This window comes from Parabacteroides sp. PF5-6, assembly GCF_029504695.1.
Classification (GTDB): Bacteria; Bacteroidota; Bacteroidia; order Bacteroidales; family Tannerellaceae; genus QVMG01.
Window position 1 is genome coordinate 258134 of record NZ_JAQFIN010000002.1, and the last position, 25358, is coordinate 283491.

15 protein-coding genes and 1 tRNA gene are annotated in these 25358 nt (G+C 51.9%); 5 read left to right on the plus strand and 11 right to left on the minus strand.

Going from position 1 to position 25358, the window contains the following annotated elements; all coding sequences use genetic code 11:
- The first annotated feature begins 111 nt into the window (after positions 1-111).
- Together purL and M2133_RS03170 are read left to right on the plus strand one after the other, a co-directional pair.
- A complete protein-coding gene (gene purL / locus M2133_RS03165; protein ID WP_277464514.1) occupies positions 112-3801 on the plus strand; it encodes a phosphoribosylformylglycinamidine synthase in 3690 nt (1229 codons plus the stop codon).
- Between the two features lie 185 nt (positions 3802-3986).
- Positions 3987-4745, plus strand: coding sequence for a glycerophosphodiester phosphodiesterase family protein (locus M2133_RS03170; protein WP_277464515.1), 759 nt, complete (start codon positions 3987-3989; stop codon positions 4743-4745).
- 13 nt (positions 4746-4758) lie between these two features.
- Here M2133_RS03170 and M2133_RS03175 read toward each other — a convergent pair whose 3' ends face one another.
- The 9 genes from M2133_RS03175 to M2133_RS03215 all read right to left on the minus strand — a co-directional run bounded on the left by M2133_RS03175 (position 4759) and on the right by M2133_RS03215 (position 20697).
- A complete protein-coding gene (locus tag M2133_RS03175; RefSeq protein ID WP_277464516.1) occupies positions 4759-6867 on the minus strand; it encodes a CotH kinase family protein in 2109 nt (702 codons plus the stop codon).
- A 45-nt stretch (positions 6868-6912) separates the two neighbouring features.
- Positions 6913-6987 (minus strand) — tRNA-Val (locus M2133_RS03180).
- 27 nt (positions 6988-7014) lie between these two features.
- Positions 7015-8112, minus strand: a complete 1098-nt coding sequence (meaB, locus tag M2133_RS03185; RefSeq protein ID WP_277464517.1) for a methylmalonyl Co-A mutase-associated GTPase MeaB — start codon at positions 8110-8112, stop codon at positions 7015-7017.
- A gap of 137 nt (positions 8113-8249) precedes the next feature.
- Positions 8250-9359 (minus strand): DUF1573 domain-containing protein, encoded by a 1110-nt coding sequence (locus M2133_RS03190; protein ID WP_346843227.1) that lies wholly within the window; start codon positions 9357-9359, stop codon positions 8250-8252.
- A 31-nt stretch (positions 9360-9390) separates the two neighbouring features.
- A complete protein-coding gene (locus M2133_RS03195; RefSeq protein WP_277464519.1) occupies positions 9391-9762 on the minus strand; it encodes a DUF1573 domain-containing protein in 372 nt (123 codons plus the stop codon).
- Positions 9763-9804: 42 nt separating this feature from the next.
- Entirely contained in the window at positions 9805-15450 is a 5646-nt protein-coding gene (locus M2133_RS03200) for an alpha-2-macroglobulin family protein (protein WP_277464520.1), read from the minus strand.
- Between the two features lie 172 nt (positions 15451-15622).
- A complete protein-coding gene (locus M2133_RS03205; protein ID WP_277464521.1) occupies positions 15623-16852 on the minus strand; it encodes an acyloxyacyl hydrolase in 1230 nt (409 codons plus the stop codon).
- 53 nt (positions 16853-16905) lie between these two features.
- Positions 16906-18885 carry an OmpA family protein gene (locus tag M2133_RS03210; RefSeq protein WP_277464523.1) on the minus strand — a complete coding sequence of 660 codons (1980 nt, stop codon included), beginning with the start codon at positions 18883-18885 and terminating at the stop codon, positions 16906-16908.
- 591 nt (positions 18886-19476) lie between these two features.
- Positions 19477-20697, minus strand: a complete 1221-nt coding sequence (locus M2133_RS03215; RefSeq protein WP_277464524.1) for an S-adenosylmethionine:tRNA ribosyltransferase-isomerase — start codon at positions 20695-20697, stop codon at positions 19477-19479.
- Between the two features lie 105 nt (positions 20698-20802).
- Between M2133_RS03215 and M2133_RS03220 the strand changes: the two genes are divergently transcribed.
- The 3 genes from M2133_RS03220 (at position 20803) to zupT (ending at position 23282) form a co-directional block, all read left to right on the plus strand.
- Positions 20803-21741 carry a cation diffusion facilitator family transporter gene (locus tag M2133_RS03220; protein ID WP_277464525.1) on the plus strand — a complete coding sequence of 313 codons (939 nt, stop codon included), beginning with the start codon at positions 20803-20805 and terminating at the stop codon, positions 21739-21741.
- Positions 21742-21843: 102 nt separating this feature from the next.
- Positions 21844-22410, plus strand: a complete 567-nt coding sequence (locus M2133_RS03225; RefSeq protein WP_277464526.1) for an epoxyqueuosine reductase QueH — start codon at positions 21844-21846, stop codon at positions 22408-22410.
- A 59-nt stretch (positions 22411-22469) separates the two neighbouring features.
- Positions 22470-23282 carry a zinc transporter ZupT gene (gene zupT, locus M2133_RS03230; RefSeq protein ID WP_277464527.1) on the plus strand — a complete coding sequence of 271 codons (813 nt, stop codon included), beginning with the start codon at positions 22470-22472 and terminating at the stop codon, positions 23280-23282.
- Between the two features lie 9 nt (positions 23283-23291).
- On the opposite strand, the gene M2133_RS03235 is transcribed toward zupT, so the two are convergent.
- Entirely contained in the window at positions 23292-24467 is a 1176-nt protein-coding gene (locus tag M2133_RS03235; RefSeq protein ID WP_277464528.1) for a 6-bladed beta-propeller, read from the minus strand.
- Between the two features lie 109 nt (positions 24468-24576).
- Positions 24577-25323 carry a 2,3-diphosphoglycerate-dependent phosphoglycerate mutase gene (gene gpmA / locus M2133_RS03240; protein ID WP_277464529.1) on the minus strand — a complete coding sequence of 249 codons (747 nt, stop codon included), beginning with the start codon at positions 25321-25323 and terminating at the stop codon, positions 24577-24579.
- Positions 25324-25358 lie beyond the last annotated feature (35 nt).

Here is a 25358-nt window from a genome sequence, read left to right on the forward strand (position 1 = left end):
TTCCTAAAATCCCTCTTCTTTCGTCCTGTTTATTCCTTAATTCTCTTTATCTTTGCTGCGCGAAACAGAAGATAGTTCTCGCCAATTCAGACAATCAATATTATCAGCAATATGATCCTATTCTTCAGATCTTCATCAAGCGCAGTGCTGGCCGTAGAAACAGCACAGAGATTCTCTCCCGAAGACATTCAGAAATTAGTATGGTTATTTAGTGAAGCCACTCCTTTGGAAGGGGAAACATTGGCCGGTTGGTTTGTCGGACCGCGCCGGGAAATGATTACTCCCTGGAGTACCAATGCGGTGGAAATCACCCAGAACATGGGGATTCAAGGCATTGAACGGATTGAGGAATACTATCCTGTGGCATGCAAAGAGGCGGATCACGATCCGATGTTGCAACGGATCTACAACGGCCTGGATCAGGAGATCTTTACGATCCATAAACAGCCGGATCCGATCCTTTCGATTGACGATATTGCTGCCTATAACGTGCAGGAAGGCTTGGCCCTGAGTGACGAAGAGGTGAGCTACCTGAATGAAGTCAGCGAGAAGCTCAACCGGAAACTGACCGACAGCGAAGTCTATGGCTTTGCCCAGGTGAACTCGGAGCATTGCCGGCACAAGATCTTCGGTGGTACTTTCATCGTCGACGGGGTGGAGATGGAAAGCAGCCTTTTCAACCTGATCAAGAAAACCTCGGCAGAGAACCCGAACAAATTGGTTTCTGCCTACAAAGATAATGTCGCCTTCAATGCCGGGCCGCGGGTGACGCAGTTTGCTCCGCTCTCCGGCGACAAACCCGATTATTATGCCACCCGGGAGATCGATACCGTGATCTCGCTGAAGGCCGAAACGCATAACTTCCCCACTACCGTCGAACCGTTCAACGGGGCATCGACGGGATCGGGTGGAGAGATCCGCGACCGCCTGGCCGGTGGGAAAGCTTCCTTGCCGATGGCGGGGACAGCAGTCTATATGACTTCTTATCCGCGTACGGAAGGCGCCCGCGAATGGGAGAAAGTGATGGATCCGCGTCAATGGCTCTATCAGACGCCGGAACAAATCCTGATCAAAGCTTCGAATGGCGCTTCGCAGTTTGGTAACCACTTCGGTCAGCCCTTGATCTGTGGTTCGCTGTTGACTTTCGAACACGAAGAGAACGACAAGAAATACGGATACGATAAAGTCATCATGCTTGCCGGCGGAGTCGGCTTTGCCAATAAGCGGGATGCCCTGAAAGGCAATCCTGAGCCGGGCGAAAAAGTGGTGGTGATCGGTGGCGATAACTACCGGATCGGTATGGGTGGCGGAGCCGTATCCTCCGTGGATACCGGGCAATATGCCAGTGGCATTGAACTGAATGCCGTGCAACGGGCCAACCCGGAGATGCAGAAACGCGCCGCGAACGTGATCCGTACGATTGCCGAGTCGGAAGAAAACCCGGTTGTCTCGATCCACGACCATGGCGCGGGAGGCCATTTGAACTGTCTTTCGGAGTTGATTGAAGCCACCGGAGGCGTGATCGAGATGGACAAACTGCCAATCGGCGACCAGACGTTGTCGGCCAAAGAGATCATCGGCAATGAAAGCCAGGAACGCATGGGTCTATTGATGAAAGAGGAAGATGTGGATCGGGTTCGCCGTATCGCCGAGCGCGAACGTGCGCCGATGTATGTGGTGGGCGAAACGACCAACGATATGAAATTGGTATTCAAACAGGCGGACGGTGAGAAACCGATCGACCTGAAACTGGAATATATGTTTGGCAAACCGCCGCGCACGGTAATGGTCGACCAGACAGTGGCTGAGACCTATCAGCCGGTGGTTTACAAGACTTCGGAAATCCATCACTATCTGGAGAACGTGTTGCAGCTGGAAGCCGTAGCCTGTAAGGATTGGTTGACCAATAAGGTAGACCGTTCGGTAACCGGAAAGGTAGCCCGCCAACAATGCCAGGGTGAGATCCAGTTGCCGTTGAGCGACTTGGGTGCCGTTGCTTTGGACTACAAAGGGAAGGCAGGTATCGCGACTTCTATCGGTCATGCGCCGCAGGTTGCGATGGTTGATCCGGCTGCCGGATCGGTGATGGCGATTGCCGAATCGCTGACCAACCTGGTGTTTGCGCCGTTGACGGACAAATTGGCCGGTGTTTCGTTGAGTGCGAACTGGATGTGGCCGTGCCGCAACGCCGGTGAGGATGCACGTCTGTACAAAGCGGTACAGGCTTGTTCCGACTTTGCGATCGCTTTGGGCATCAATATCCCGACCGGAAAAGACTCGTTGTCGATGACCCAGAAGTACGGACAGGATAAAGTGATTTCTCCGGGAACGGTGATTGTTTCGGCCGCAGGCGAGGTGAGTGATGTGAAAAAGATTGTTTCCCCTGTTTTGGCGAAAGAGAAGAACTCAGTCGTTTACTATATCGATTTCTCCTTTGACAGCTTCAAACTGGGCGGTTCCGCATTTGCTCAGGCATTGAATAAGCTGGGACATGAAGTGCCGACCGTAAAAGATACCGAATACTTTGCCGATGCTTTCAACGCGGTGCAGGATGCGATCGAACAAGGATTGATCCTTGCCGGACACGACATCTCTGCCGGGGGGATGCTGACCGCCCTGTTGGAAATGTGTTTTGCCAATGTGGAAGGTGGGCTTGAGGTCGATCTGGATACGCTTTCGGAAGCCGATCTGATCCCAATTCTCTTCGCGGAGAATCCGGGTATCCTGGTGCAGGTGAAAGAGAAGAAAGCGTTTGAGAAACTGATGAGCGACGCCGGTGTCGGCTTTGCCCGGATCGCCCGTCCGACCGACGAACGGCATATCCTGGTATCGAAAGCGGGTGCCCAGTATCATTTCGGTATCGATTATATGCGTGATGTATGGTACTCTTCTTCTTATCAATTGGATATCAAACAAAGCGGAAGCGTCTGCGCGGGTAACCGTTTCGAGAACTATAAGATGCAACCGCTGGAGTTTAAATACAACAAAGACTTCACCGGAAAACTGGCCGATATGGGATTGACCCATGACCGCCGGGAACGCTCTGGCGTGCGGGCTGCCGTGATCCGGGAGAAAGGCTCACAGTGCGAGCGCGAAACGGCTTATGCCTTATACCTGGCCGGCTTCGATGTGAAAGACGTGCACATGACCGACCTGGCGTCGGGCCGTGAGACCCTGGAAGACGTGAATATGATTGTCTTTGTCGGCGGTTTCTCCAACTCCGACGTATTGGGCTCGGCCAAAGGATGGGCCGGCGGATTCCTTTACAATGAAAAAGCAAAGAAAGCGATCGATAACTATTACGCCCGCAAGGATACCTTGAGTATGGGGATCTGTAACGGTTGCCAACTGATGGCCGAACTGGAAGTGCTCTATCCGGAGCATGAATTGAAGCATAAGATGGTATTCAACGACTCGCATAAGTTCGAGTCAGAGTTTGTTACCCTCGAAGTGCCCCGTAACCATTCGGTGATGTTCGCTTCCCTGAGCGGATCGAAGATCGGTGCCTGGGTGGCGCACGGCGAAGGCAAATTCAACTTCCCCTACGGCGAAGAAAAGTACAATATCATTGCCCGGTATAACTACGACGGTTACCCGGCCAACCCCAACGGTTCCCCGTGGGCCACTGCCGGCGTCTGCTCGGCCGACGGTCGACACCTGGCGATCATGCCTCATCCCGAACGGGCCGTCTTCCCCTGGCAATGCGGCTACTATCCTGCCGACCGCAAAGGCGATGAAGTCACTCCGTGGATGGAAGCCTTCGTCAATGCACGCCGTTGGGTGGAAGAACGAACGAAATAAATCAAAAGAACGGTAGTTTTATCTTTAGCACCGGGGTAGTAAAGCTTTACCACCCCGGTGCTAAACGTTTACGACCCCGGTGGTAAACCTTTACGACCCCGGTCGTAAAGCATCTTTCTGCCTTTGTTGTATTTTTAATTCGTTCGTCTTATCTTTACCCGACGAAATAATTAGACAATCTAATCATGAAAAAAGTAAGAACTATCCTGTATCTATTGATCTGTGTCGCCTCCCTGAGTTGGGGGCAAACCCAAGTAATTGCTCACCGCGGCTTCTGGAAAACGGAAGGGTCGGCGCAAAATTCGTTAGCCGCATTAAAGAAAGCCCATGAAATAGGGGTGTATGGCTCCGAGTTCGATGTATGGCTGACAGCCGATGGTATTCCGATTGTGAACCATGATGCTTCTATTTTTGGCTTCGATATCGAAACCTCTACCTACGATCAGCTGATGACCGGCACGCTTGCCAACGGAGAGAAGATCCCGACCGTCGATGCTTACCTGGCTTTGGGCAAGCAATTGGAAGGTATGCAGTTGGTGTTGGAAATCAAATCGCATAAGCGGGTGGTGAACGAAGACCGGCTGGTGCGCCTCTGTGTCGAACTGGTTCAAAAATATGAATTGGAAGACCGGGTGGATTATATCGCATTCAGCATGAATGTGTGCAAAGAGTTGAAGAAATTGGCGCCTGAGGCAACGGTGGTGTATCTGAACGGCGATGTCTCTCCCCAGGACCTGAAAGAGATCGGATTGACCGGCCTGGATTATAACCATAAGGTATTGACCGACAATCCCACCTGGGTAGCCAAAGCCAAAGGCATCGGGCTGACCACGAATGTGTGGACTGTCAATGAAGAGAAGCCGATGCAAGGCTTTATCCGGCAAGGCATTGATTTTATTACGACCGATGAGCCGGAGTTGTTGCTGAAGGTTTTGAAGAAGTAAGCCCCTTAACTCCTTAAAACATCACCTTCTGCGCTTTGCTGCCAATGCGCACAATATAAATCATATTCTCTTGGAAGATATTGCCAACTATGGTTTGCCGCTCGGTGATCTTTCGGGCGAAGAGTTTGCGGCCGGTGATCTCAAAGATCTCCAAGGATTCACCCCGTTGATCTTCCGCCACATCGACGATAAGAAATAACTGGTTGCGGTCTACCCGGATGTCGGCCTCTCCTTTCTGCTCCGCAAGAGGCGTATTGGATACGGAGAAGTCTTTCCGCGTCAATACCACATCGTCGATCCACAGGCGGGCATTGGTGGAAGCGCCGGTGACAAAACCGATCTCAATCGCTTTGTTGTCGATCGGCAGATCGTCGTAGATGATCTGGTAGAAGTCGGCGTCGGCCTGGATATCCCGGCGGTATTCGGTCTGGATCTCACTGCCGCGCGTTGTTCGTATATACATATAGGCATTCGGCTCGTTGGTTGTCTTGACTTTGGCCGAGAGCTTATAGGTTCCCGGTGTCAATTCGCTGATCACCTGGAAAGCGGAAGTCTGGGGGTACAAGGTCATGGCATAGTCACCAGAGGCGACCTCGTCGTTCACGATATAGGCGTTGCCGGAGGACTGGCTCCATTCCGATAGTTTGATCTCGCTCGAATTGCCTCTGTCTCCGGCGGATTCAAAGCGGCCGTTGGGCACCAGGTTCTCCACCTTCTCTACCGCCCATTGGCTGTCGATCCAATCGATTCTTTTGGTCAACCAGGATTTCAGGTATGCGATTTCATTGTCCCAGGAGGAGGCGACGTAGTAGTTGGGCCATACCCATTGGCCGAAGCGTGGCCATGCCTTGAAGTTCCGCTCTTGTGCTTCGCCCAATAAGGTGATGAGCGAGTCGGCCTTCTGTTTTACTTCTTCATTCGAAAGGCGAGTTTCCCGGTGATCGTTCCAACGCTTCTTCAGGCCTTCGCGGAACGTTTCATCTTCGAGTATGCGTTTAAACATGGCGGGAATCTGATTGACATCGTCGCCAAACCGGGTATTGTTCCATACCCAGCCCTCCGTACTCCAGCCGTCGTAGTAGTCGGCATTGCCCATGGAGATATTGAAGTCCCAGATCGAGAACTTGAAACGCGGGTCGACGCTGTCTTTATCTTTATAGAACGGCGTACTTAGGCGGTAGCCGTCTATATTCTTGGCCAATTCCTGGGCGATATAGAAATCGGCCAGGGATAAGGTATCGAGATAGGCGCGATAGCCGGTTTTCGGATTTTTGAAATCCTCACCCGCAATGCTTCGTTCCATACCCCAGACTCGTTCTTTGATATATCTTTTCTGTGCGTCCGTCAGGTCTTCCCAGTCCGGATATTTCATTTGGTAATAGCAAGCGCCTTTGGCCGCATGAACACCCCAGGCGTCCATCGGACGAACCACACCCCAGAAGCCGGGATCGTCGTCGCGGTCGATCTCCAGGTGATAGCCGCCGGTAAGTCCGTCGCCACTATCCGCAGTGGGCTTTTTTATGTTAATCCGGTTTGCCCCCTGGCGCACCCGGGCGGTCATAATGTAAACCCCCTGGTAGATCCCGTTGAGAAATACTTCGCAGTACCTCCCCGTGGGCACATATTCGAACGAACCGCGCATGAGGTCGAACAATAATACATCGCGGATCATACTCTTATCGGTATAAGGCGCCAGCAATGCCCAGTCTTCGTCTTCACCCATGCCCAGGATCGAAGCTTTTTTCTTCTTTCCGTCTTCATCCTGTATGCGCACGGCAAAAGGCTTCTTATCGGAATTCCAATACGACGAGTTCCCCCGGTATTTGATGCCGATCTTCCCGTCGTAGTCGTAATGTTCCGTATCTGACACTTGATTTCTTTCCCCGTCTTTGTCCCAAATGATCTTCATCGAGGCCGATACCCGTTTATCGTCCGACTTATCCGCCATCCGTTCGTCCAGTGTGATCAGGACCAGAGGCAGATTGGAGGAGGTCACAGACAAGGCTGTCTTCGGATGAAACGGATACATCGGATCTTCGATTGCATAAGAGAATCCGGAATGCGTGAATAAACAAAGAAGGGCCAATCCGGCAGCCCGCACAAATTTACATTTAGGTATCATTGCTGGAATTAAGTTTGGTGGTTTAGCACTATAACGCAAAAAGTGTGAACTGTGCCGGACTCGAACCGGCGACCCCTGCCCTGTCAAGGCAGTGCTCTGAACCAACTGAGCTAACAGTTCTTTAGGTGGGGCAAATATACGTAAATTTTAATTCTTTCTGATATTTTCCAGAAAAAGATCCATCATCTGTTTGGCGGCGACGAATGAGCTGATCTCGTTGTGGAGCACTTTGTGTTCGGTCCGGGTCAGTTCGTTCTCGACAGCCGGGTTGTGATAGAAGCTTTCGCGTAAGGCTTCGTTGATCGATTCGTACATCCAGTATTTGGCTTGTTCATTGCGCTTATGATCGAAGAATCCGTTCTTTCGGGTGAAGGCGACATAGGCATCGACCATGTCCCAGATCTCTTTGATGCCGAGATTGTAGTAGCCCGAGTAGGTCAAGACCTGAGGGGTCCAGCCGGAGTCGGCGGGCGGGAACAGGTGCAGGGCGTTCTTGAACTGGGCAGCCGCCAGTTTGGCCTTTTCTACGTTGTCGCCGTCCGCTTTGTTGATGATGATGCCGTCGGCCATCTCCATGATACCTCGTTTGATGCCTTGCAATTCGTCGCCTGTGCCTGCCAACTGAATCAACAGGAAGAAGTCGACCATCGAATGTACCGCCGTCTCGCTCTGTCCGACGCCTACCGTCTCCACAAAGATCGAATCGAAGCCGGCCGCTTCGCAAAGCACAATGGTTTCGCGGGTCTTACGGGCAACGCCTCCCAGCGAACCGGCCGAAGGAGAAGGGCGGATAAAAGCATTCTGCTGGCGCGACAGCTCTTCCATCCGGGTTTTGTCGCCCAGGATACTGCCTTTGGTGCGCTCGCTGCTCGGATCGATGGCTAAGACGGCCAGTTTGCGCCCCTGCCCGAGCAGGTGCATACCGAACGCATCGATCGAGGTGCTTTTCCCGGCACCGGGAACACCCGTGATACCGATACGCACCGCATTGCCGGCATGCGGCAGGCATTTCTCGATGATCTCCTGAGCAGTCTGTTGATGTTCGTAGAGTGAACTCTCTACCAAGGTGACGGCCTGGCTGAGGATCGTGATATCTCCTTTGCGGATCCCTTCCACAAATTCAGCAGGCGTATAGTGTTTGCGTTGCGCGCGTTTCTTCAGGTAAGGATTGACCGTCGGCGCGTCGGATATTCCTTTGTTTACTTTCAGTCCTTTGTACAGTTCATCGTTTTCAGGATGTTCCATGGCTTCTTAAATTATGAATTATGAATTATGAATTATGAATCGAAGATCGGCCTTAGCCAATTATGAAGGAATGTTATTTCCTTTTCTCATAATTGGCTAAGGCCGATCTTCGATTCATAACTCATAATTCATAATTTCTATTTGTATGCTGTCACTTTGATCAGGCGAACCGGCCCGTTCGGGTCGTTGCAGACGACGTTGATCAGGGATTCCATCCGGGTTTTGACGTCTTTCGGACGGACGGATACTTTGAAGGTCGCTGTCGTTCCCGGTTTGAGTTCCCTACGGCCGCCCGAGATATCCAATCGGTCATCATCGCAGGTTACGCTATAGATCAATAGGGGTGATTTCCCTGTGTTTGTGATATCAAATGAAATACTTGTCTTGCCTCCGATCAATGGGATGATACTGCCTTTGGTCGGCAACTGTCCGAACTCAAGAAGGGTTCCGGAAAGCTGGGCAACAGGTGCCTGAGCCTTTTCGGAGGCGGAGAGTTTGTTGAAGTTATCGATGATATTGGCGGCGATCTTGATCTGTCCGTTGACCTCTTTCTGGTCGTTGCTGACGACGGTCACCGGCAGCTCGGCTGTGATGCGTCCTTTGCGTTTCACGGCTTTACCGTCCAATAGGATGGTGATTTCACCCGTTTCGCCCGGTTGAAGCGTCGCCGGTTTGACCTCTGCCGTGAAGTAATGGGGTAATTTCCCCAGGTGCACGGTGAGCGCCTGCTGTGTGTCGTTCAACAGGTTGATGCGTTCGCCCAGCGTCTCTTCCGGGCGGATCGTACTGTACAGGATTGTTTTCGAATGTAACTTCAATTCACCGATCGAATAGGGATAGGTGAAGACCGGTTGCAGTGATTTGGGTTTCACATTGCCTTTGATCGCCAGGGTGTAGCTTCCTTTATTGCCGTTGCTGTAGATCGAAACGGTTTTGTGGAAAGGACCCGGACGACCTTTGGGGTCGAAGGTGACTGTCAATTCCCCGGTTGCTCCCGGAGCGATCGGTTCTTTGGTCCAATCCGGCTTGGCGCAACCGCAGGAAGCCGTCACGCGGGTGATCACCAAAGGGCCGGTGCCGGTATTGCTTACGGTAAAGGTATGCGTCGCCGGTCCGTCTGCTTCGTTAATGTTCCCGAAGTTATAGGTGATCTCGTCGACCTTCAACTGCGCACCGTTCTGTGCTCCGGCCGTTGTAAACAATACAAGTCCGAAACAAAGAAGTAGAAAACGTTGCAGGTTAAAGATCATCGCCGGTGGTTTTTGAATTCAGATAGCGTTACTTCACGTCTCCCCGGATGGTGAGAATGAAACTTCCGGTCTTCCCGTTGCTATAGACCGACATAGTCTTGGCAAAGGTGCCGGGTCGGTGAGCCGGATCGAATGTGACTTGAATCGTACCGGTCTTTCCGGGGGCAATCGGTTCTTTGGTCCATTCCGGCGTCGTACATCCGCAGGATGCGATCACGCGAGTGATCACCAAAGGTTGGTCGCCTGTATTCTTAATGACGAAAGCATGGGATACTTTCCCGTCTACTTCTTTTATCTCACCGAAGTCGTGCGTGGCTTGGTCTGCCGCGATCACCGCTTGTGCCGAAGCCGAGCCGGTAGCCAGCAAAATAGCTATACAAATAAAAAGGATCTGTTTCATATCTTTTCTTTTCTATAATAAAGATGTTGCAAATATAACAAATTATTTCACATTTATCTTACTTCCTTCCGTATGGGAGACGAATTCCGGGGCGTAGAGGCATTGGATGGTGCTGATTCCTCCGGCGTATTCTCCGCTGCGTGAAACGTATACGGGGTATTCGATCACAAACGTGCCTTTGGGCAGGCGTTGGAAGTAGAAGTTTTCCGATACGTCCTTAGGCGCCTGATAGAACCAAAGACCATCCCGGTAGGTCGCACCCGAAACCTGCCCGGCGGGTTCGAAGGCTCCGCTGCGCAGGTCTTTGAGGAAGACGTAATCCATCTCCCGGTCGGAGCGGATGGTCAGACGTACGATCACCTTATCACCTACCTTCAAGGGGTTGCTTTCCGTCACCGGACGGATTTGCCGCTCTTTGCCATTGTTTGTCTCCACAAAGAGTTTCTTTTCGACATTCAAGACTCCTTTATGGGCGGTCACCTGGTCGATCGGCGCGAAGTATTGCTGGTAGACCGCACCCCAGGCGGGCGCTTCCCCTTCCTTGCGAATCGTGAGTGTCTGTGCCTGCGTGTTTATCGCGTCGCCGGTCAGGGTCTCTTTGATATATCCGGTTGCCACTTCGCCGTCGGCCGAACGGTAGCTCTTGCCGGCCCATGTTACGGTGATCGTGTTCTCTTCATTCAGCCAATCGCTTCCGGTCAGCAGCAGTGCATGGATCGCGTTAAGCGTTGCCGGCACCGATTCCCAGTCCTGTGTTCGTTTCTGGTTCAATAGCCATTGCTTCATCCGGTCGGTATCGTCTTTGTCCGGCGCGATTTCGCGGAAGGCGGCCATCAACTGGGTATGTACCTCGATGGGTGAAGTGAAGAAGTTGAAACCTCTGCGGTTGTTTGCCCAATACATGCCCATCTCTTCCGAGGTCGTTACGGTCTTGCGCAGCCAGGCCAGGATCTCCGCGGCCACCTCTTTCTTTCCGTTGCGGTGCATCAACAGCGCTACCTGTCCTTTGCCGTATAAAGAAAGTTTGTCCCAGTGTTTTTCCGCCTGGTGGGTATAGAAGCGGATCGCTTCGCGGGCTTCTCCCAATTCCGGGATGTCTCTGTACCAGGAACGGACGTAGAGGAATTCAATCTGTTCCACCGAAGGAACAGTTTCTTCCGGATTCATTTTGGACTTCTTCAAGGCTTCATAATCTTTCCGCATGGTACTGTCCAGGTAACGAAGCGCGCGCATCTGCATCTCTTTCTCTTCCTGTCCGTACTGCGTCGCGCTCAACTGCACCAGCTGCGCCATTCCTTTCATGATCGAAAGTGTGATCGTGCGATCGGGATAAAAGCCTTTGAACCATCCCCATCCGCCGTCTTCTTTCTGCTGATCCAGGAGTTGACGCAGGGCTGTCTGCCGCATATTGTCTGCCCGGTTCAGATCGAACAGGAGCGACAGGCGCTGTTTGCGTTCCGTTTCGTTCTGTGCTTCCATCACCCAGGGTGTTTCTTCGAGTAATACGTTCTTCAGCTCTTCGTTCTTCTCCAGGTTCGACAAGAGTGTCGTCGCATCTCCTCCCTGCATCATCCATTGGTCGATCACCTTTTGCAGGCGCGGATAGCTCCGGGCGATCGATGTCGCCAGGGTGTTTCCGTAGTAGGAAGCAAACCACGAGAGGATATTGTCGTTTGCCGGATTAGTCAATGTCGGCAATGCCTGCACGGCATACCAAACCGGATTGGCACTCACTTCGAATGTCAGGCGGAAAGGCCGGCCGGCGTTGGGCTGCTTGAGGTCTATCTTATGTTCTCCGCTGTTCAAGAGGTAGAACGGCGTACTTTCGGTGACCAGGATCTGATCGGAGAGTACCGGCAGCAGATGTTGTTCGCCATCACTGCCCGCATCGGCATCGGCAACGATCCGGCAACCCATAAGCTCTCTGCCGTTGGGAACGGCGACGGCCCATTGCACCGTCGTCTGCCCCTGGGCGGACAGGTTGAATGCGGTCGTTTGTGTGTCCATACCCGTCAGGGGTTTATCCGTTGCCGGATCGAACCATTCCAGGCGTACCTTCCCGGTTATCGCTTTCTCCGATTGATTGATCAAGGCTGCCGATAAGGTGACTTTATCGCCCTGGCGCAGGTAACGCGGCAGGTTGGGCACGACCATCAGCGGTTTGCTGGTGATCATCTCGCGGGTATCTTGTCCGTATTTCAACTCTTTCGTATGCGCGAGCAGTTGCAGTTTCCACGTGGTGGTGCTTTCCGGCAGGGTAAAGCTGAGGATCAGATTCCCCTCGCGATCGGTCTGCAGGGCGGGGAAGAAGAAAGCGGTCTCATTGAAGTTGGTCCGTACGGCAGGCGCCGTGTCTTGTCCCGTGCCGGTGCCGGTGTCCCCGTTGGTCTCCACCTCCTGTTCGACAAGCGAGCCCGTGAGATTCATCTCGGGCGTAGGAGCGTATACGGCATCTTCCGCCTCTTCGACATAGGCTTCGGACTTCATCATCCGTTGATCCGCCGATCCACCAGCCCGCGAATGGAAGACCATATTCTGTCCGTACAAGAGCTGTAAGGCTCCCTGCCAATCGAGCTGATCGAACGTATATCCTTGCGTTTTCAGGTGCTGGGGATAGACCTTCCCGAAGCGATTGGTCTGCCCGAAGCCATCACCCATCACGAAACGGGGGCCTTGCACGTAGATCGACCGTTCGGGCGTGAAGTACCAACTGAACGGTAAGATCTTGTCGAGCGACATATCGTACAACCCGGCTAAAACCTCCGCGTTTACGGCCAGCGAGTCGGCATCGGTGATGCGAAACTTCCAGGTCTCCTTTTCTCCCGGCAACAAACGGTCGCGGAAGGTCTCCGGGCGGATCGTCAGTTTCCGATCCGGCTGTTTCCGGGTGATGGGCAACTGCGAAACATAGAGTCGTCCCTCTTTAATATAGGTAAAGCTGACCATCACCCCGTCGCCATACGCTTCTTTGAAAGGCAGGCAGAACGTCCGGTTCTCATTGTTCAACCGGATGCGCTGGCGCGTGATCTGTTTGTCGTTCCGGTAGACTTCATATAATATATAGGTATCCTCGAACGAGGTACCGAACACCCATTCCGCCTCTTCGCCCGGCAGGCAAGAAGTCTTTCCGGCGATCAGCCATTCGGTCGTGAAGACCGGCGGGCGTTTGTCGTCTTCCCCGTAAAGGATAAAATCCTGCTGGTGTTTGATCTCCCGCCCTTTCTGGTCTTTTGCTTCGAGAAAGATGCGGTAAGCGCCCGAAGGCAAGTTATTGAAGAGGCCGTCGGGCAGGGCTTCGCCGGAGGTGAAACTACCGGAAGCCATTTGTTTATCTTCGGTGTAAGTGGGAATAATCACTTGCGCTTCTTTTTGGTCGATCAACGAGACGATCCGATAATGCCCCGTGGCGCGCGTCGGCTCCCCGTTCAACAGTTGGGCGCTCGGCATGGCTTTGAGTTTCGATTTGTCGGCCTTATCCGGGATATCGGTCTGCAACAGAATGCCGGTATCGCCTACCGGGAAGGCAAAGTACGCCTCTTGCGATTCGCCTCGGCTGTCGGTCACCGTTGCCACCACTTCATAATTGTAGTATTGGGTCGGGTAGAAAGAGGAAGCAACCTTTTCCGGTCGGAAAGAGAACGTGAAACTACCGTCGTTGGCTATCGCAGTGGTTCCACCGGCTACTTGTTCCTCACGGAAAGAACCGTAATAGGTACGCAGGAGATACGGGCGGCGAACGATGCGCCATTCCACATTCCCCTCCTGCAGCGCTACGCCGGAGAAGGTCTGCGCCTTCCCACGGATGCTGACCCGGTCGCCAAAAGCCACCTCTTCTTTGATCGGCTGGAACTCCACGGCGAAGGTCGGCCGTTTGTATTCTTCAACGTTGAAATGCGTAGAGGCATTCTCGACCGCGAGTGAGAAACTGCCGGTCAGTGTCTGCCGGGGCAGGACGAATTCGCCGTTGAACGAGCCGAAAGCGTTGGTCTTCAGCTTCTGTGTTGATATTTCTTTGTAGTTGGCATCCCGTAAGACGACCGTATAGGTCTGGTTGGGGACGACCTGGGGTTGCGTCTTCGTCAGTTGGTAAGCAATGCCTTTGAAATAGAGGGTTTGTCCCGGACGATACAATCCCCTGTCGGTAAAGAGGGCGATCTCCGTCGGTTGCTTTTCGGTGGGGTCGGCACTGTATTCGGGATAGAGCGTTGCCAGTCGGCTGGCCGTATCTCCGGGCAGCGTAGCCTGGAACGCCAGGATCTCAGACTGCTTGGCGGCGGGAAGAATGGCCAGGCCGTCTTTGTCGGTCCGGACCGTTCCCAATACTTTCAACGCCCGTCTTTTCCCGCCGTAGTACGTGACGGTGGCGTTCGGACTGGGTTTACCGCTGGATCGATCGGTGACTAATATTTCGCGGGTTCCGCCCACCTGGCGGAAGACGGAAGCGATCCGGCTGATGCCCACCGTATGCTCGTTGTGGATCTCTTTCCCGGGCACGGTGATCACACATTCGTACAAACCCAGGTCGGCCGCAGGGATAAAGAGCGTCGTGTCCTGTGACGTATAGGTGTTGGGTGTCGTCAGCGCGTAGCGAATCTCCCGAACGAGTTTCCCTTTGCCTTTCTCTTTGGCCGTCTGATACGGCGTAAGGTCGACCGCGGTCTGTAAGCTCTCATACAGGCGCACGTTGATCTCGTTCACATTCGTATAATGAACCGATAAGGCGATTTCTTTGCCCGGATAAGCCGTCTGCGCGAGCTGGGTCCGGATATACGGGGCTTCCATCTCGGCCAGATGGTTCTTCAATGCGGCTGTTTCACCGTAGTTCGGATACAAACGGATTCCTTCCTGTAAGAGGTTGTATTTGATCGTGCGGATTGAGTCCGGGTTGCTTTCGGAGCTGGGGGTATGTCCGAGAATGCCGACCAGTGCAAGGCGGATATGGGTGGAGATCGCCTCGTCTTTGTAGGCTTTCAAGAGTTCTTCCAATGCCTGTTGATAGGTCTGCCGGGCGAGGTCCGAGCGGTTGGACATATATTTATATTGTAAGGCGGCGAGCTTGACAGTCAAAGCCGCTTCCCTGTTGTCCTGTCCGTCGCGGAAGTTAACCCAGTCGGTATAGATGGCTTCCGAAGGGCGGATCGTCGTGGCCCGCCCGGCGAGGAAGTCGTATAAGGTCGGGCGTAAGGCTGTAGCCGGTTCACCCTTCTCGAGAATCACCTCGTAATGGGCGATAGGCGTGGCCTGCAAGATCCCGGCGGGCTGAAGTGAGGCGGCGAGATGCTGTTCGATCTTCTCTTCGAAGAGGTTCGTACTCCATTCGCGGATGTCGGTAGGCGTATATCCGCTAATGGCCGTGCGCCGACCGATCTGCCAACGGTTTTGTTGCAGGTATTGGTCGTACATCTCCGCCAGCATGGAATACAAGACCGCCCGGTCGCTACCTTCCGGCAGGCCGGATACTTTGGATTCCACCTCGCCGATCAGGTCGACAAACCGGTCGGTATCCGTTTCCAACTCACTTTTCATCCGGGTAATGAATGCTTTGATCTCTTCCGGTTGGGTATAACTTATTGGATTATCCATCGTTTCTTTCTGTTCCTTTGGGGAGTGGGCTGCACCGCACGCGTTGAGGATCAGTGCTAATCCGAAGGCAATGCCAATCCCCCTGACGGTCGTTTTCGTTTTCATACTTGTATAATCTTTACTGTTAAAACAATTCTCTTTCCCTTATAGATACAAATGGGAGGTAAAAGTATGTAAAGATAGTGTTAATAAGGAATAAAACAGGGAAACTATAGTCGGGATGCGCTCGTTTTAGTTTGTTTTGACCGGGGAAAAGACAAAAATAGCGCAGGAAGAGTTAGTTCTTCGCTTTCTTCTTTAGAGGTCTGCCGGGGATGGTGTAGCCGATGCTCCAGTAGAGGTACTGGGCTTTGCTGAATCGGGCGGCGCGAATGCCGAATGTGCCGAAAAGGTTGTCTTTGAGGTAGGCTTTGAGCCCGATGATCTGGTACAACCGGTAATCGTAGTCGTTGCCATGGATCAGGTTGTAGCCGATATGGGCGAAGAAGGTATGATGCGGGTAGGTGATCTCCCCTTTGACGGAGAGGCCGAGGGAGAAGCGCTGATGGAAGTCGCCCAGTTTGACGCGATCGTAGAACTCGCCGTCTTCCGGATGCCGTTCGCGCCAGGCTTTGACGCCCGAACTCTCGTCGTACACCAGTTCCAAGCTAGGTCCCCAGCGGTATTTGTAACCTTTCGTCCGCATCGCGGAAGCGCTAAGGCCCAACACCCGGAAATTCTTATCCAACAGGCGGCTGGGCAGGCCGGTGCCGACGGTATCCACCCGGATCTGGCGGGTGCTGCTGGTAAAAGTCAGGTCGTAATCGAACCGTTCTTCCAATAGGGGGGCCACAGGCAGGTCGGTATGCGCTGCGGTGGTGGGGTTACCGTTGAAATTGTAGACCAATTCGATGAAAGGCGAAGCGATATTTATGCCTTTGTTGGGCAGTTGCTGCGCGCCGTTGGAGAAATGCGAGAGATTCAGCCCGTAGTGGATATCCCAGCGGTCGGATAGCGGTGTCCTGAAGTAGATAACTGCTCCGACATGCACATTCGCCGAAGAGCCCAACGCGATATTGTCGGGGTTGTCGAATACATCATAGGGTTTCCAGTTGAACGACATGCCCAGATCCAATTCGTAATAGAGGGAAGTCCTATGGCTTATGCGTTTGATCTCAGCTCCTTGAAAAAGAAAGAGTGAGAATGGGTAGCCCAATGCTTTTTTGTTGAAGAAGCGGGCCGAATAGAGGCCCACGCCGAAATAAGGCATCCCGTAGGCGACATCCTGCCAGGTATCCCCGCGCGAGTAGATCCCGTATTTCAGTGTCAGGGAAGAAGAGAAAGGCATGTTTTTACCTTCCCGGATATAGTCGTTGGTGGGAAGGACCAAGCCGGCCGCGGTATTGATCGCTAAGAAGGTGGGGCTCTTCTTTTTCAGGGTGACCGTATCCTTCGGCTCTTCTTCACGGGCAAAGAGGGAGACGGAAAGAAAGAAGATAAAGAAGAAAAAAAGTAGAAATCTTCTCATGTGATCCTTTTGTTGGGGACGCAAGTTCGGTAGAAAAAAGAAATCGGGCAAGGTCAGAATAAATTATAATTCGTTCGTAACACTTTAAATTCTGTTCGCCGGTTGATCTGGTCGGCAATCTCCTGTTGCTCGGGGGTCAATTCGAGGATAAACGCTTCGGTCAACACATCGCCCTCGTTCAGGAAGTCGATCCGTTCGGCCATACGTTTGTTGATCACTTTAGGTGCGCTCTCGCCATAGCCTTTGGCTTCGAGACGATCGGTGGCGATTCCGCCGGCGATCAGGTAGTCGACCACCGACTGGGCACGGCGTTGGGCCAGGCGTTCGTTGTATGCGTCGGTCCCTTTGCGGTCGGTATGGGCACCCAGTTCGATCGTGACGTTCGGGTTATCGTTCAGCATCTTGATCATCTGATCCAAAGCTTCTTTGGATTCGGGACGCAAGGTCGCTTTGTCGAAGTCGTAGAAGATATTCTCGACCACCACCGGCTCATGGATCGGGGAGAGGAAGAAATCGACCGTGTAGGTCTCGTTGGCCTCTTCGGGACCGGTCTTCAATTCGAAGTTCTGGTTGAGGTATCCCCGGGCACTGGCCATCATGACGTAGCTGATGTCGCGCTCCAACTCGACGCGGTAACTCCCGTCTTTGCGCACGGGCACCCTAACGTTCAAGCCATCGCGCCCGACGATGCGGATCGTCGCCTCTTCGATCGGGTATTCATCCAGATCAGACACGAAGCCTTCGATAAAGATATTGACAGTCGGATATTCAAAGGAATAGAGGTGGTCGTAGCCGCGGGCATCGTTCCGGTTGGAGCTGAAGAAGCCCCATTCCTGGCTGCCGGCAAAGGTGATGCCGAAGTCATCGCCCATGGAATTGATGGGCGCACCCATATTTTCAACGTTCCAGTGGCCGGTACTGTCGAGCGTTGCCTTGAAGATATCCAATCCGCCCATGCCCGGATGACCGTTGGAGGCGAAATAGAGGGTGACGGAGTCGCGGGCGTACGGAAACATCTCGTCTCCCGCGGTATTGATCGCTTCTCCCAGATTCTCCATCGGCCCGAAATCATTGCCTACGGCACGGGCGCGAAAAATATCCTTGCCGCCGAAGCCACCCACGGCATCGGATACGAAATAGAGGTATTTACCATCCGGCGAGATCGAAGGATGGCCCAATGGGGTGATCGAGTCTTTGACGATCGCCACCTTTTCACCTTTGCCCCACTGGGCGTTGCTGCGGCGCGAACGGTAGATCTCCGCCGTGCGCGGGCCTTCCGGATCTTGGGCGCAGTAGGTATAATACATCGTGGAGCCGTCGCCGGAGATAGAAGGCGTGCCTTCGTCGAATTCGGTGTTCAGGCCACCGTCGACAAGGATCGGAGCGATCCAGTTTTTGTTTTCATCCTGGGTGACGACGTAGATATCGTTGGTGTTCTGGCCGGTGATGGCGCTGATCTTCGCCTCTTTGTCTTTGGTGCGGGAGGATGAGAAATAAAGCTGGTTGTAATCTTCGCCGCCCAAGATCGGGCTGAACTCGCCTTTGCGGGAGTTGAACTTATCCATCCGGCGCACGATATACCGCGTAGGGTTGTTTTTCATCTCAGCAGCCATCTCACTGCCTGCCAGCCCGTTTGCCGCCAGGAGGTTGTCGGGGTAAGTCGTAAGGTACTCCCGGTAGTATCTGATGGCGTCGTTGTATTTGCCTTCTTTCTGGTAGGTCTGCCCCAGACGCAGGTAGACAATGCTGTCGGGGTAGTTATAACGTAACGCGTTCATGTAGGCACCGGTCGCACGCGGCGTACTATTGATCAACCGGCTGCATTCCGCCATGCGGAAAGCGATATATCCCCGCAGATCCCTTTTCTGTGCCGGCGTCTTCTGGTACACTTTGCGGTAGATATTCGCCGCTTCGTAGTATTCTCCGATCCGCTGCTTCTCTTCCGCATCACTCAGCTTGGCCGACTTGCAGGAAGAGAATAGCCCGGTGGCTATAAAGAGAAAAAGTATATATATAATGTAACGCGTTCTCATCTTTTGATATAAAGCAAACATCAGAATAATAACGTAGCCCGGCAGCCGTTATTGTTTTATTGGGTAAAAAGTATTCACACGATTTGAACCCCGCCACAGCCTCCTTTTCAAAACATTGCGCTTTGGCCGACAAAACATTGCACTTTGGTAAAAAAAACATTGCGCTTTGGTCGACCAAAGTGCGATGTTTATTTTGGGCAGCCTACACATAAAAGTTTTACACCCCCCTTTCACCTTCCACCCGATCGCCAGATCCCTGTATTGATCAGCATTTCGGGTGAAGGAATATCTTAAAAAACGACAGACCTGGAAGCTTCTCGAAAAAGGCCGCCGGCCTTTGAAAAAACCCTGCCGGCCTTTTGGAAAACCCTGCCGGCCTTTTGGAAAACTCCGGCGGCCTTTTGGGAGGACTCCATCTTTGATGATAATAAAATACGCAGATCACGCGGATCTTCCCCAAGCTTTCACCCAAAACGCTGATCAATACAGGGTCTGGTGACCGGGTGAAAGGTGAAGACCGGGGTGAAAACTTTTATGTGGTAAGACAAAGTTGATCATACGACACGCGATGAGCGGAATCTCTCTTTTGTGTCAGAGCAATAACGAACTATCCCCATAACTCAGAAAGCGAAAATCATGGGCGAGGGCATAGTCGTATAGGGGTCTCCAGCCGCCTTTGACAAAGGCGGAGATCAATAGGAGCAACGTGCTCTTGGGCTGGTGAAAATTAGTGATGATACCTCGCACGACTTTGAAGGTATAACCCGGGGCAATTAGGATCTGGGTGGCGGTCAAGAGACGGTCGGCGTTGTGACGGTCCAGGTAATCCAGGATGTTTTGCAAGGCTTCTTCTACCGGCAGCCGGTTGTTCTCGGGCTGGTAGGGCATCCATTGATCAACCACCAGTTCTTCGGAAGAGGCATCAGGCGTGGACGCCAGCCGCACACCGATATAATAAAGGCTCTCCAGCGTACGGACGGATGTCGTGCCCACGGCAATGATATTCCCGGCTTTCTCCCGGATATGCCGGATCACGGAACGGGGTACGGAGATATATTCCGTATGCATCTCATGTCCTTCGATCGTTTCGCTCTTGACAGGCTTGAACGTACCGGCACCGACATGCAGTGTCAGCTCTTCCGTTTCGAAACCTTTTTCTTTCAATTGCTTGAATACGTCATCGGTAAAATGCAATCCGGCGGTCGGAGCGGCAACCGATCCTTTGACTTTGGAATAAACCGTTTGGTAGGTTTGCAGGTCGCTCTCTTCCGTTTCCCGGTGGAGATAAGGCGGGATAGGAAGCACACCTGCCGCTTCGATAAGCTCGGCGAAGGTATATTTCGACTGATCCCAGCTGAATTCGATCCGATGCGTATCGCCGAAACTCTCTTTCTTCTCAGCGCAAAAAACGACGGATTCACCGGCTATTTCGACCATTCGGGTGAGCTTGCCTTCTTTCCATTTTTTCAGGTTTCCGATCATACAGATCCAACTGCAGCGTTCCCTTTGCTGGAAGATCTGCGCATAGTCTCTCGGCTCGGCCGGTTCGAGGCAGAAGATCTCGATCCGCGCGCCGGTATCTTTGTGAAACAATAGGCGCGCCCGGATCACGCGGGTATTGTTAAAGACCAACAGAGCCCCTTCCGGAAGGTATTCTGTCAGGTGTTTGAACCGACTCTCCCCGATCTCTCCCTCTTTGTATAACAAAAGCTTCGACTCGTCCCGTTTCTCCAATGGAAACTTGGCTATCCGCTCATCCGGCAGGGGATAGTCGTAATTTTCGATTCGTATATGTTGGATATCTGTATTCATAGGCGCGTTAAAACGGGGCAAAGGTAGGCAAAATACCTACTGATAGGGATAAAGAACGATAGAAAAAAGTCGTAGCTTTGTCCTAACATAAAAGGAATTAGTGATATGGGACATACACATTCGCATGCGGATAGCCATGGGCATCATGATCATCACCATCATCAGATCAGCTCGTTGAACCGGGCGTTTATCATCGGGATTGTGTTGAATATCGGCTTCGTATTGGCAGAGTTCGGCGCCGGCTTTTGGTTTAACTCACTGGGCTTGCTCTCCGACGCGGGGCATAACCTGAGCGATGTGGCGAGCCTGATCCTGGCGATGCTGGCTTTCCGGCTGGCGAAGGTCAGCCCGACATCGAAATATACCTACGGTTTGAAAAAGAGTACCGTCTTGGTCTCTCTGCTGAACGCGGTGATCTTGTTGATTGCTGTTGGCATTATCCTGGCGGAAAGTATCGAGAAGTTCCTTCATCCGCAGCCGGTGGAAGGCGGAGCGATTGCCTGGGTGGCCGGGATCGGGGTGTTGATCAATGGCTTTACGGCCTGGCTCTTTCTGAAAGATAAGGACAAAGATCTGAATGTCAAGGGGGCTTACCTGCACATGGCGGCGGATGCCTTGGTGTCAGTCGGGGTAGTCGTCTCCGGCATTATCATTATGCACACCGGCTGGTATGTTATTGACCCGGTTATCGGCATCGTGATTGCTCTGGTGATCGTATATTCCACCTGGGGCTTGTTGCGCGACAGTCTGCGTCTCTCCCTGGATGGCGTGCCGGTGGGCACCGATCTGTCGGAGATCGAGGAGGTGATGACTACGGTCGATGGGGTGGAGAGCGTGCATCACCTGCATGTCTGGGCGATCAGTACGACGGAAACGGCATTGACAGCCCATATCGTGCTTTCGGATCTCTCCCGTATGGAAGAAATCAAAGAAGAGATCAAACACCACCTCGTTCATGTCGGCGTGCAACATGCGACACTTGAATTTGAACTGCCAACAGCTCCTTGCCACGAGGGGTGTGGGGCGGTGTTAAGTAATGATTAATAGAAAATTATGAATTATGAATTATGAATTATGAGAACAGGGGGGCTCCCACCTTCTCGTAATTCTTCTCTCATAATTCATAATTCATAATTCATAATTAAAATGCATGTAGAGCCTCCTGTTAGAGCAAAAGAAATCTTGTTGCATACCTGTTGTGCGCCTTGTTCTTCAGCAATCATTGAATGTCTGCTGGAGAATGGGATACGGCCGTTGATCTATTATTTCAATCCGAACATCTATCCGTTGGAAGAATATGAGATCCGCAAGGCGGAATGTACGCGTTATGCCCAGTCGTTGGGTTTGACGATTGTCGATGGTGATTACGATCATGCCGGTTGGTTGCGGGAGATGGCGGGAATGGAAAACGAACCCGAAAGAGGTGGCCGTTGCCTGCGTTGTTTCAAGCTGCGGCTGATGGCTTCGGCCCGTTACGCGTCGGAGAATGGCTTGAAAGTGTTTACAACGACCCTGGCCTCCTCCCGCTGGAAAAGTCTCGAGCAGATCAATGCCGCCGGACGTTATGCCGTGTCTCCTTACCCTGATGTCACTTTCTGGGAGCAAAACTGGCGCAAGGGTGGCCTAAGCGAACGCCGCCGGCAGCTATTGCAGGAACATCAGTTCTATAACCAGCTCTATTGCGGCTGCGAATTCAGTATGCGCGGAAAGTAGTAAGACGCAAAACTTTTCTTCTTATTCGACTGTTTTTATACAAGAGAAATAATTATCAAATGACCGATCAGAATATATTAATTCCTCTTCTATTCACTCTCTTTGCCGGTCTGGCAACGGGGATCGGTAGCTTGATCGCTTTCTTTGCCAAGCAGACGAATAAGCGTTTCCTTTCTTTTTCGCTGGGCCTATCGGCGGGCGTGATGATCTATGTTTCTTTTGTGGAGTTGTTGCGCAGCGCGGAAGATACACTGACGGTGGAATGGGGCGATACGCCCGGTCGGGTGGTGACGGTACTCAGTTTCTTTCTGGGCATTGCGATCATTGCGATTATCGACCGTCTGGTGCCGTCGTTCGAGAACCCGCATGAGGTACGTTCGGTCGAAAGTATGCAGGAGAAACCTTCCGCGTCGGTCAATGTCCGGTTGCACCGGATGGGTATTCTGACCGCCCTGGCGATCGGTATCCATAACTTCCCTGAAGGGATTGCCACGTTTATGGCTGCTTTGGAGAGTCCGGCATTGGGTATTGCTATTGCCGTGGCTATCGCGATCCATAATATTCCCGAAGGCATCGCCGTGTCCGTGCCGATCTACTACGCCACCGGCAACCGTAAAAAGGCCTTTTTATACTCTTTGCTCTCCGGCCTGGCCGAACCGATCGGCGCCCTTTTGGCCTGGGCCGTCCTGATGCCTTTCCTGTCACCCACGATGATGGGCTGTGTCTTTGCCGCCGTGGCCGGCATTATGGTCTTTATCTCCCTCGACGAATTATTACCCGCCGCCCGCGAATACGGCGAACACCATGTCTCCATCTACGGCTTGATCACCGGCATGGGCATTATGGCGGCGAGTTTGATTCTATTGACGTAGTGAATGTTTTTAGTTTATTGTAAATAGCATAAACAGATATTCATCTTCATCACCCATTTGCTCGAAAGCTTCTTTCAACTCCCCTTTTAATTTGTTCTGTTTATCTGCCTGGGCCAATTCATCCTTCGAGTAATGAACTATACCTGCATAAGGAGAAACAAAGGTGTTTACCGTGGAAGGATCAATAACGAACTCTTTATCTTCAAAATCAGAGTTTATGATGTGTTGCGTATAGATCTGTTTATCCTTTTTGTCAATGATATATGCGGTTTTGGGATGAGCCTTGAAAGTCTTTTGGTCATATTCCAACCGAACGCTCGAAAGAAAGAGAGATTTGGATGTCTCTATAAAACTGTGTAATGCAATTTTGGGATCTGTCTCTTCAAAGGAAGGCTTTCTTACCAATGCCGGCGTAAGGGTTTTATCCGGACTTATCCGATAGGCAGTAGTGTCCGACCCATATTCGGTGAGTAAAAAATCCTTATCATTCTTTACCACATAATATCCTGGAAAATAGAAGAACCCATTATGCATAAATGAACCATCAGCCATCTGGATTTGATCAAATCTAACCAGCATATCTTTTGGCTCTTCAATGAAAATATCCGTGAGAAAAGAAATATTACCATCCGCTTTGGAGAATAAGGCGAAAGGCACCTGTTGTTCTGCGAAATAGAGTAAAAGATGCTCGTCGTCATAGTTGTACATGCCTTCTATTCGCATGTCTTTTGGAGTAGAATACTCTTTTTCGAACCGGCCTTCTTTATTGTAAACCTTTATCTTTGAATTGATCCATACTGTAATATAAAGTTTATCTTCCTCATCGACATACACAAAATGCTCTGTTCTGACATACTCTTCCGGCCCTTCTCCTTTTCGATTTACTTTGCTGATCGCCTTCCCTGATTTATCAAAAAAGAGAAACCCTTGGCCGTTCTCATTTTTCACAATGATAAAATCATTTGTTATTGTTGCTGATGGATAATTGAAAAGATATTCTTCTTTGGTTTGCAAGGTCACATAGCTGACATCCGCTAAGTCCTGAAGCAGCAGTTCTTTTTTTGGGTACTTCGCTGTTACATCGATGGTGATAAAGCCGTCGCTTTGCATCTCGGATGTTTTGCGTTCGGTGCATCCTGTTAATACAAACAGGATAGTGATCCATAAGGTAAAGCGTTTTTTCATGATGCGATTCAATTGTATTTAATTGATGCACAAGATAAACCTATTTTCTTTAACTCCACCGAAAAAGAAAGAACTTTGTGAAACTTCGCAAAACTTTGTGGTTCAAACTTTATTTTCTCTTTCCTTGATTGGCTACGGCATCCATCAGTTTTTTGATTTCTTCGGGGTCGCCGAGGAAGTAGTTGTCGACCAGGCGGAGGTTGTCGTCGAAGGCGAAGACGTAGGGCACGGCTGTCGGCAGGTTGAGGTTGACGATGTCTTCGTCGCTGATGCCACGCAGGTATTTGATGATGCCGCGCAGGCTGTTGCCATGGGCGACGACCAGTAGATTGTCAACACTGTGTAGGCTGGGGAAGATCACCTCTTTCCAGTAGGGCAGGATCCGATCGATCGTATCTTTGAGGGATTCGGTACGGGGCAGTTCGTTGTCGGGCACGCCGGCATAGCGAGGATCGAGGCGGGGATTACGCGGATCATCTTCGGCAAGCGCGTTGGGGGCGACGTCGAAGCTGCGGCGCCAGATCAGTACCTGTTCGTCCCCGTATTTCGCGGCAGTCTCACTCTTGTTCAAGCCCTGCAGATCGCCGTAATGTTTCTCGTTCAGGCGCCAGGATTTCTCTACCGGGATCCAGTCCTGATCCAGCCGATCCAATACATTGTTTAATGTTTTGACTGCCCGTTTGAGGTAGGAAGTGTAGGCTTTCTGGAAAGCGAACCCTTCCTTTTTCAGGTACTCACCTGCCTGATAGGCTTCTTCTATGCCTTTTTCAGTCAGATCGACATCGGTCCATCCGGTGAACCGGTTTTCTTTGTTCCAGGTGCTCTCACCGTGGCGGAGCAAAACGATATGTTTCATGTTTTCTCTTTTTAATTAGAACCTCAAATTTCCTC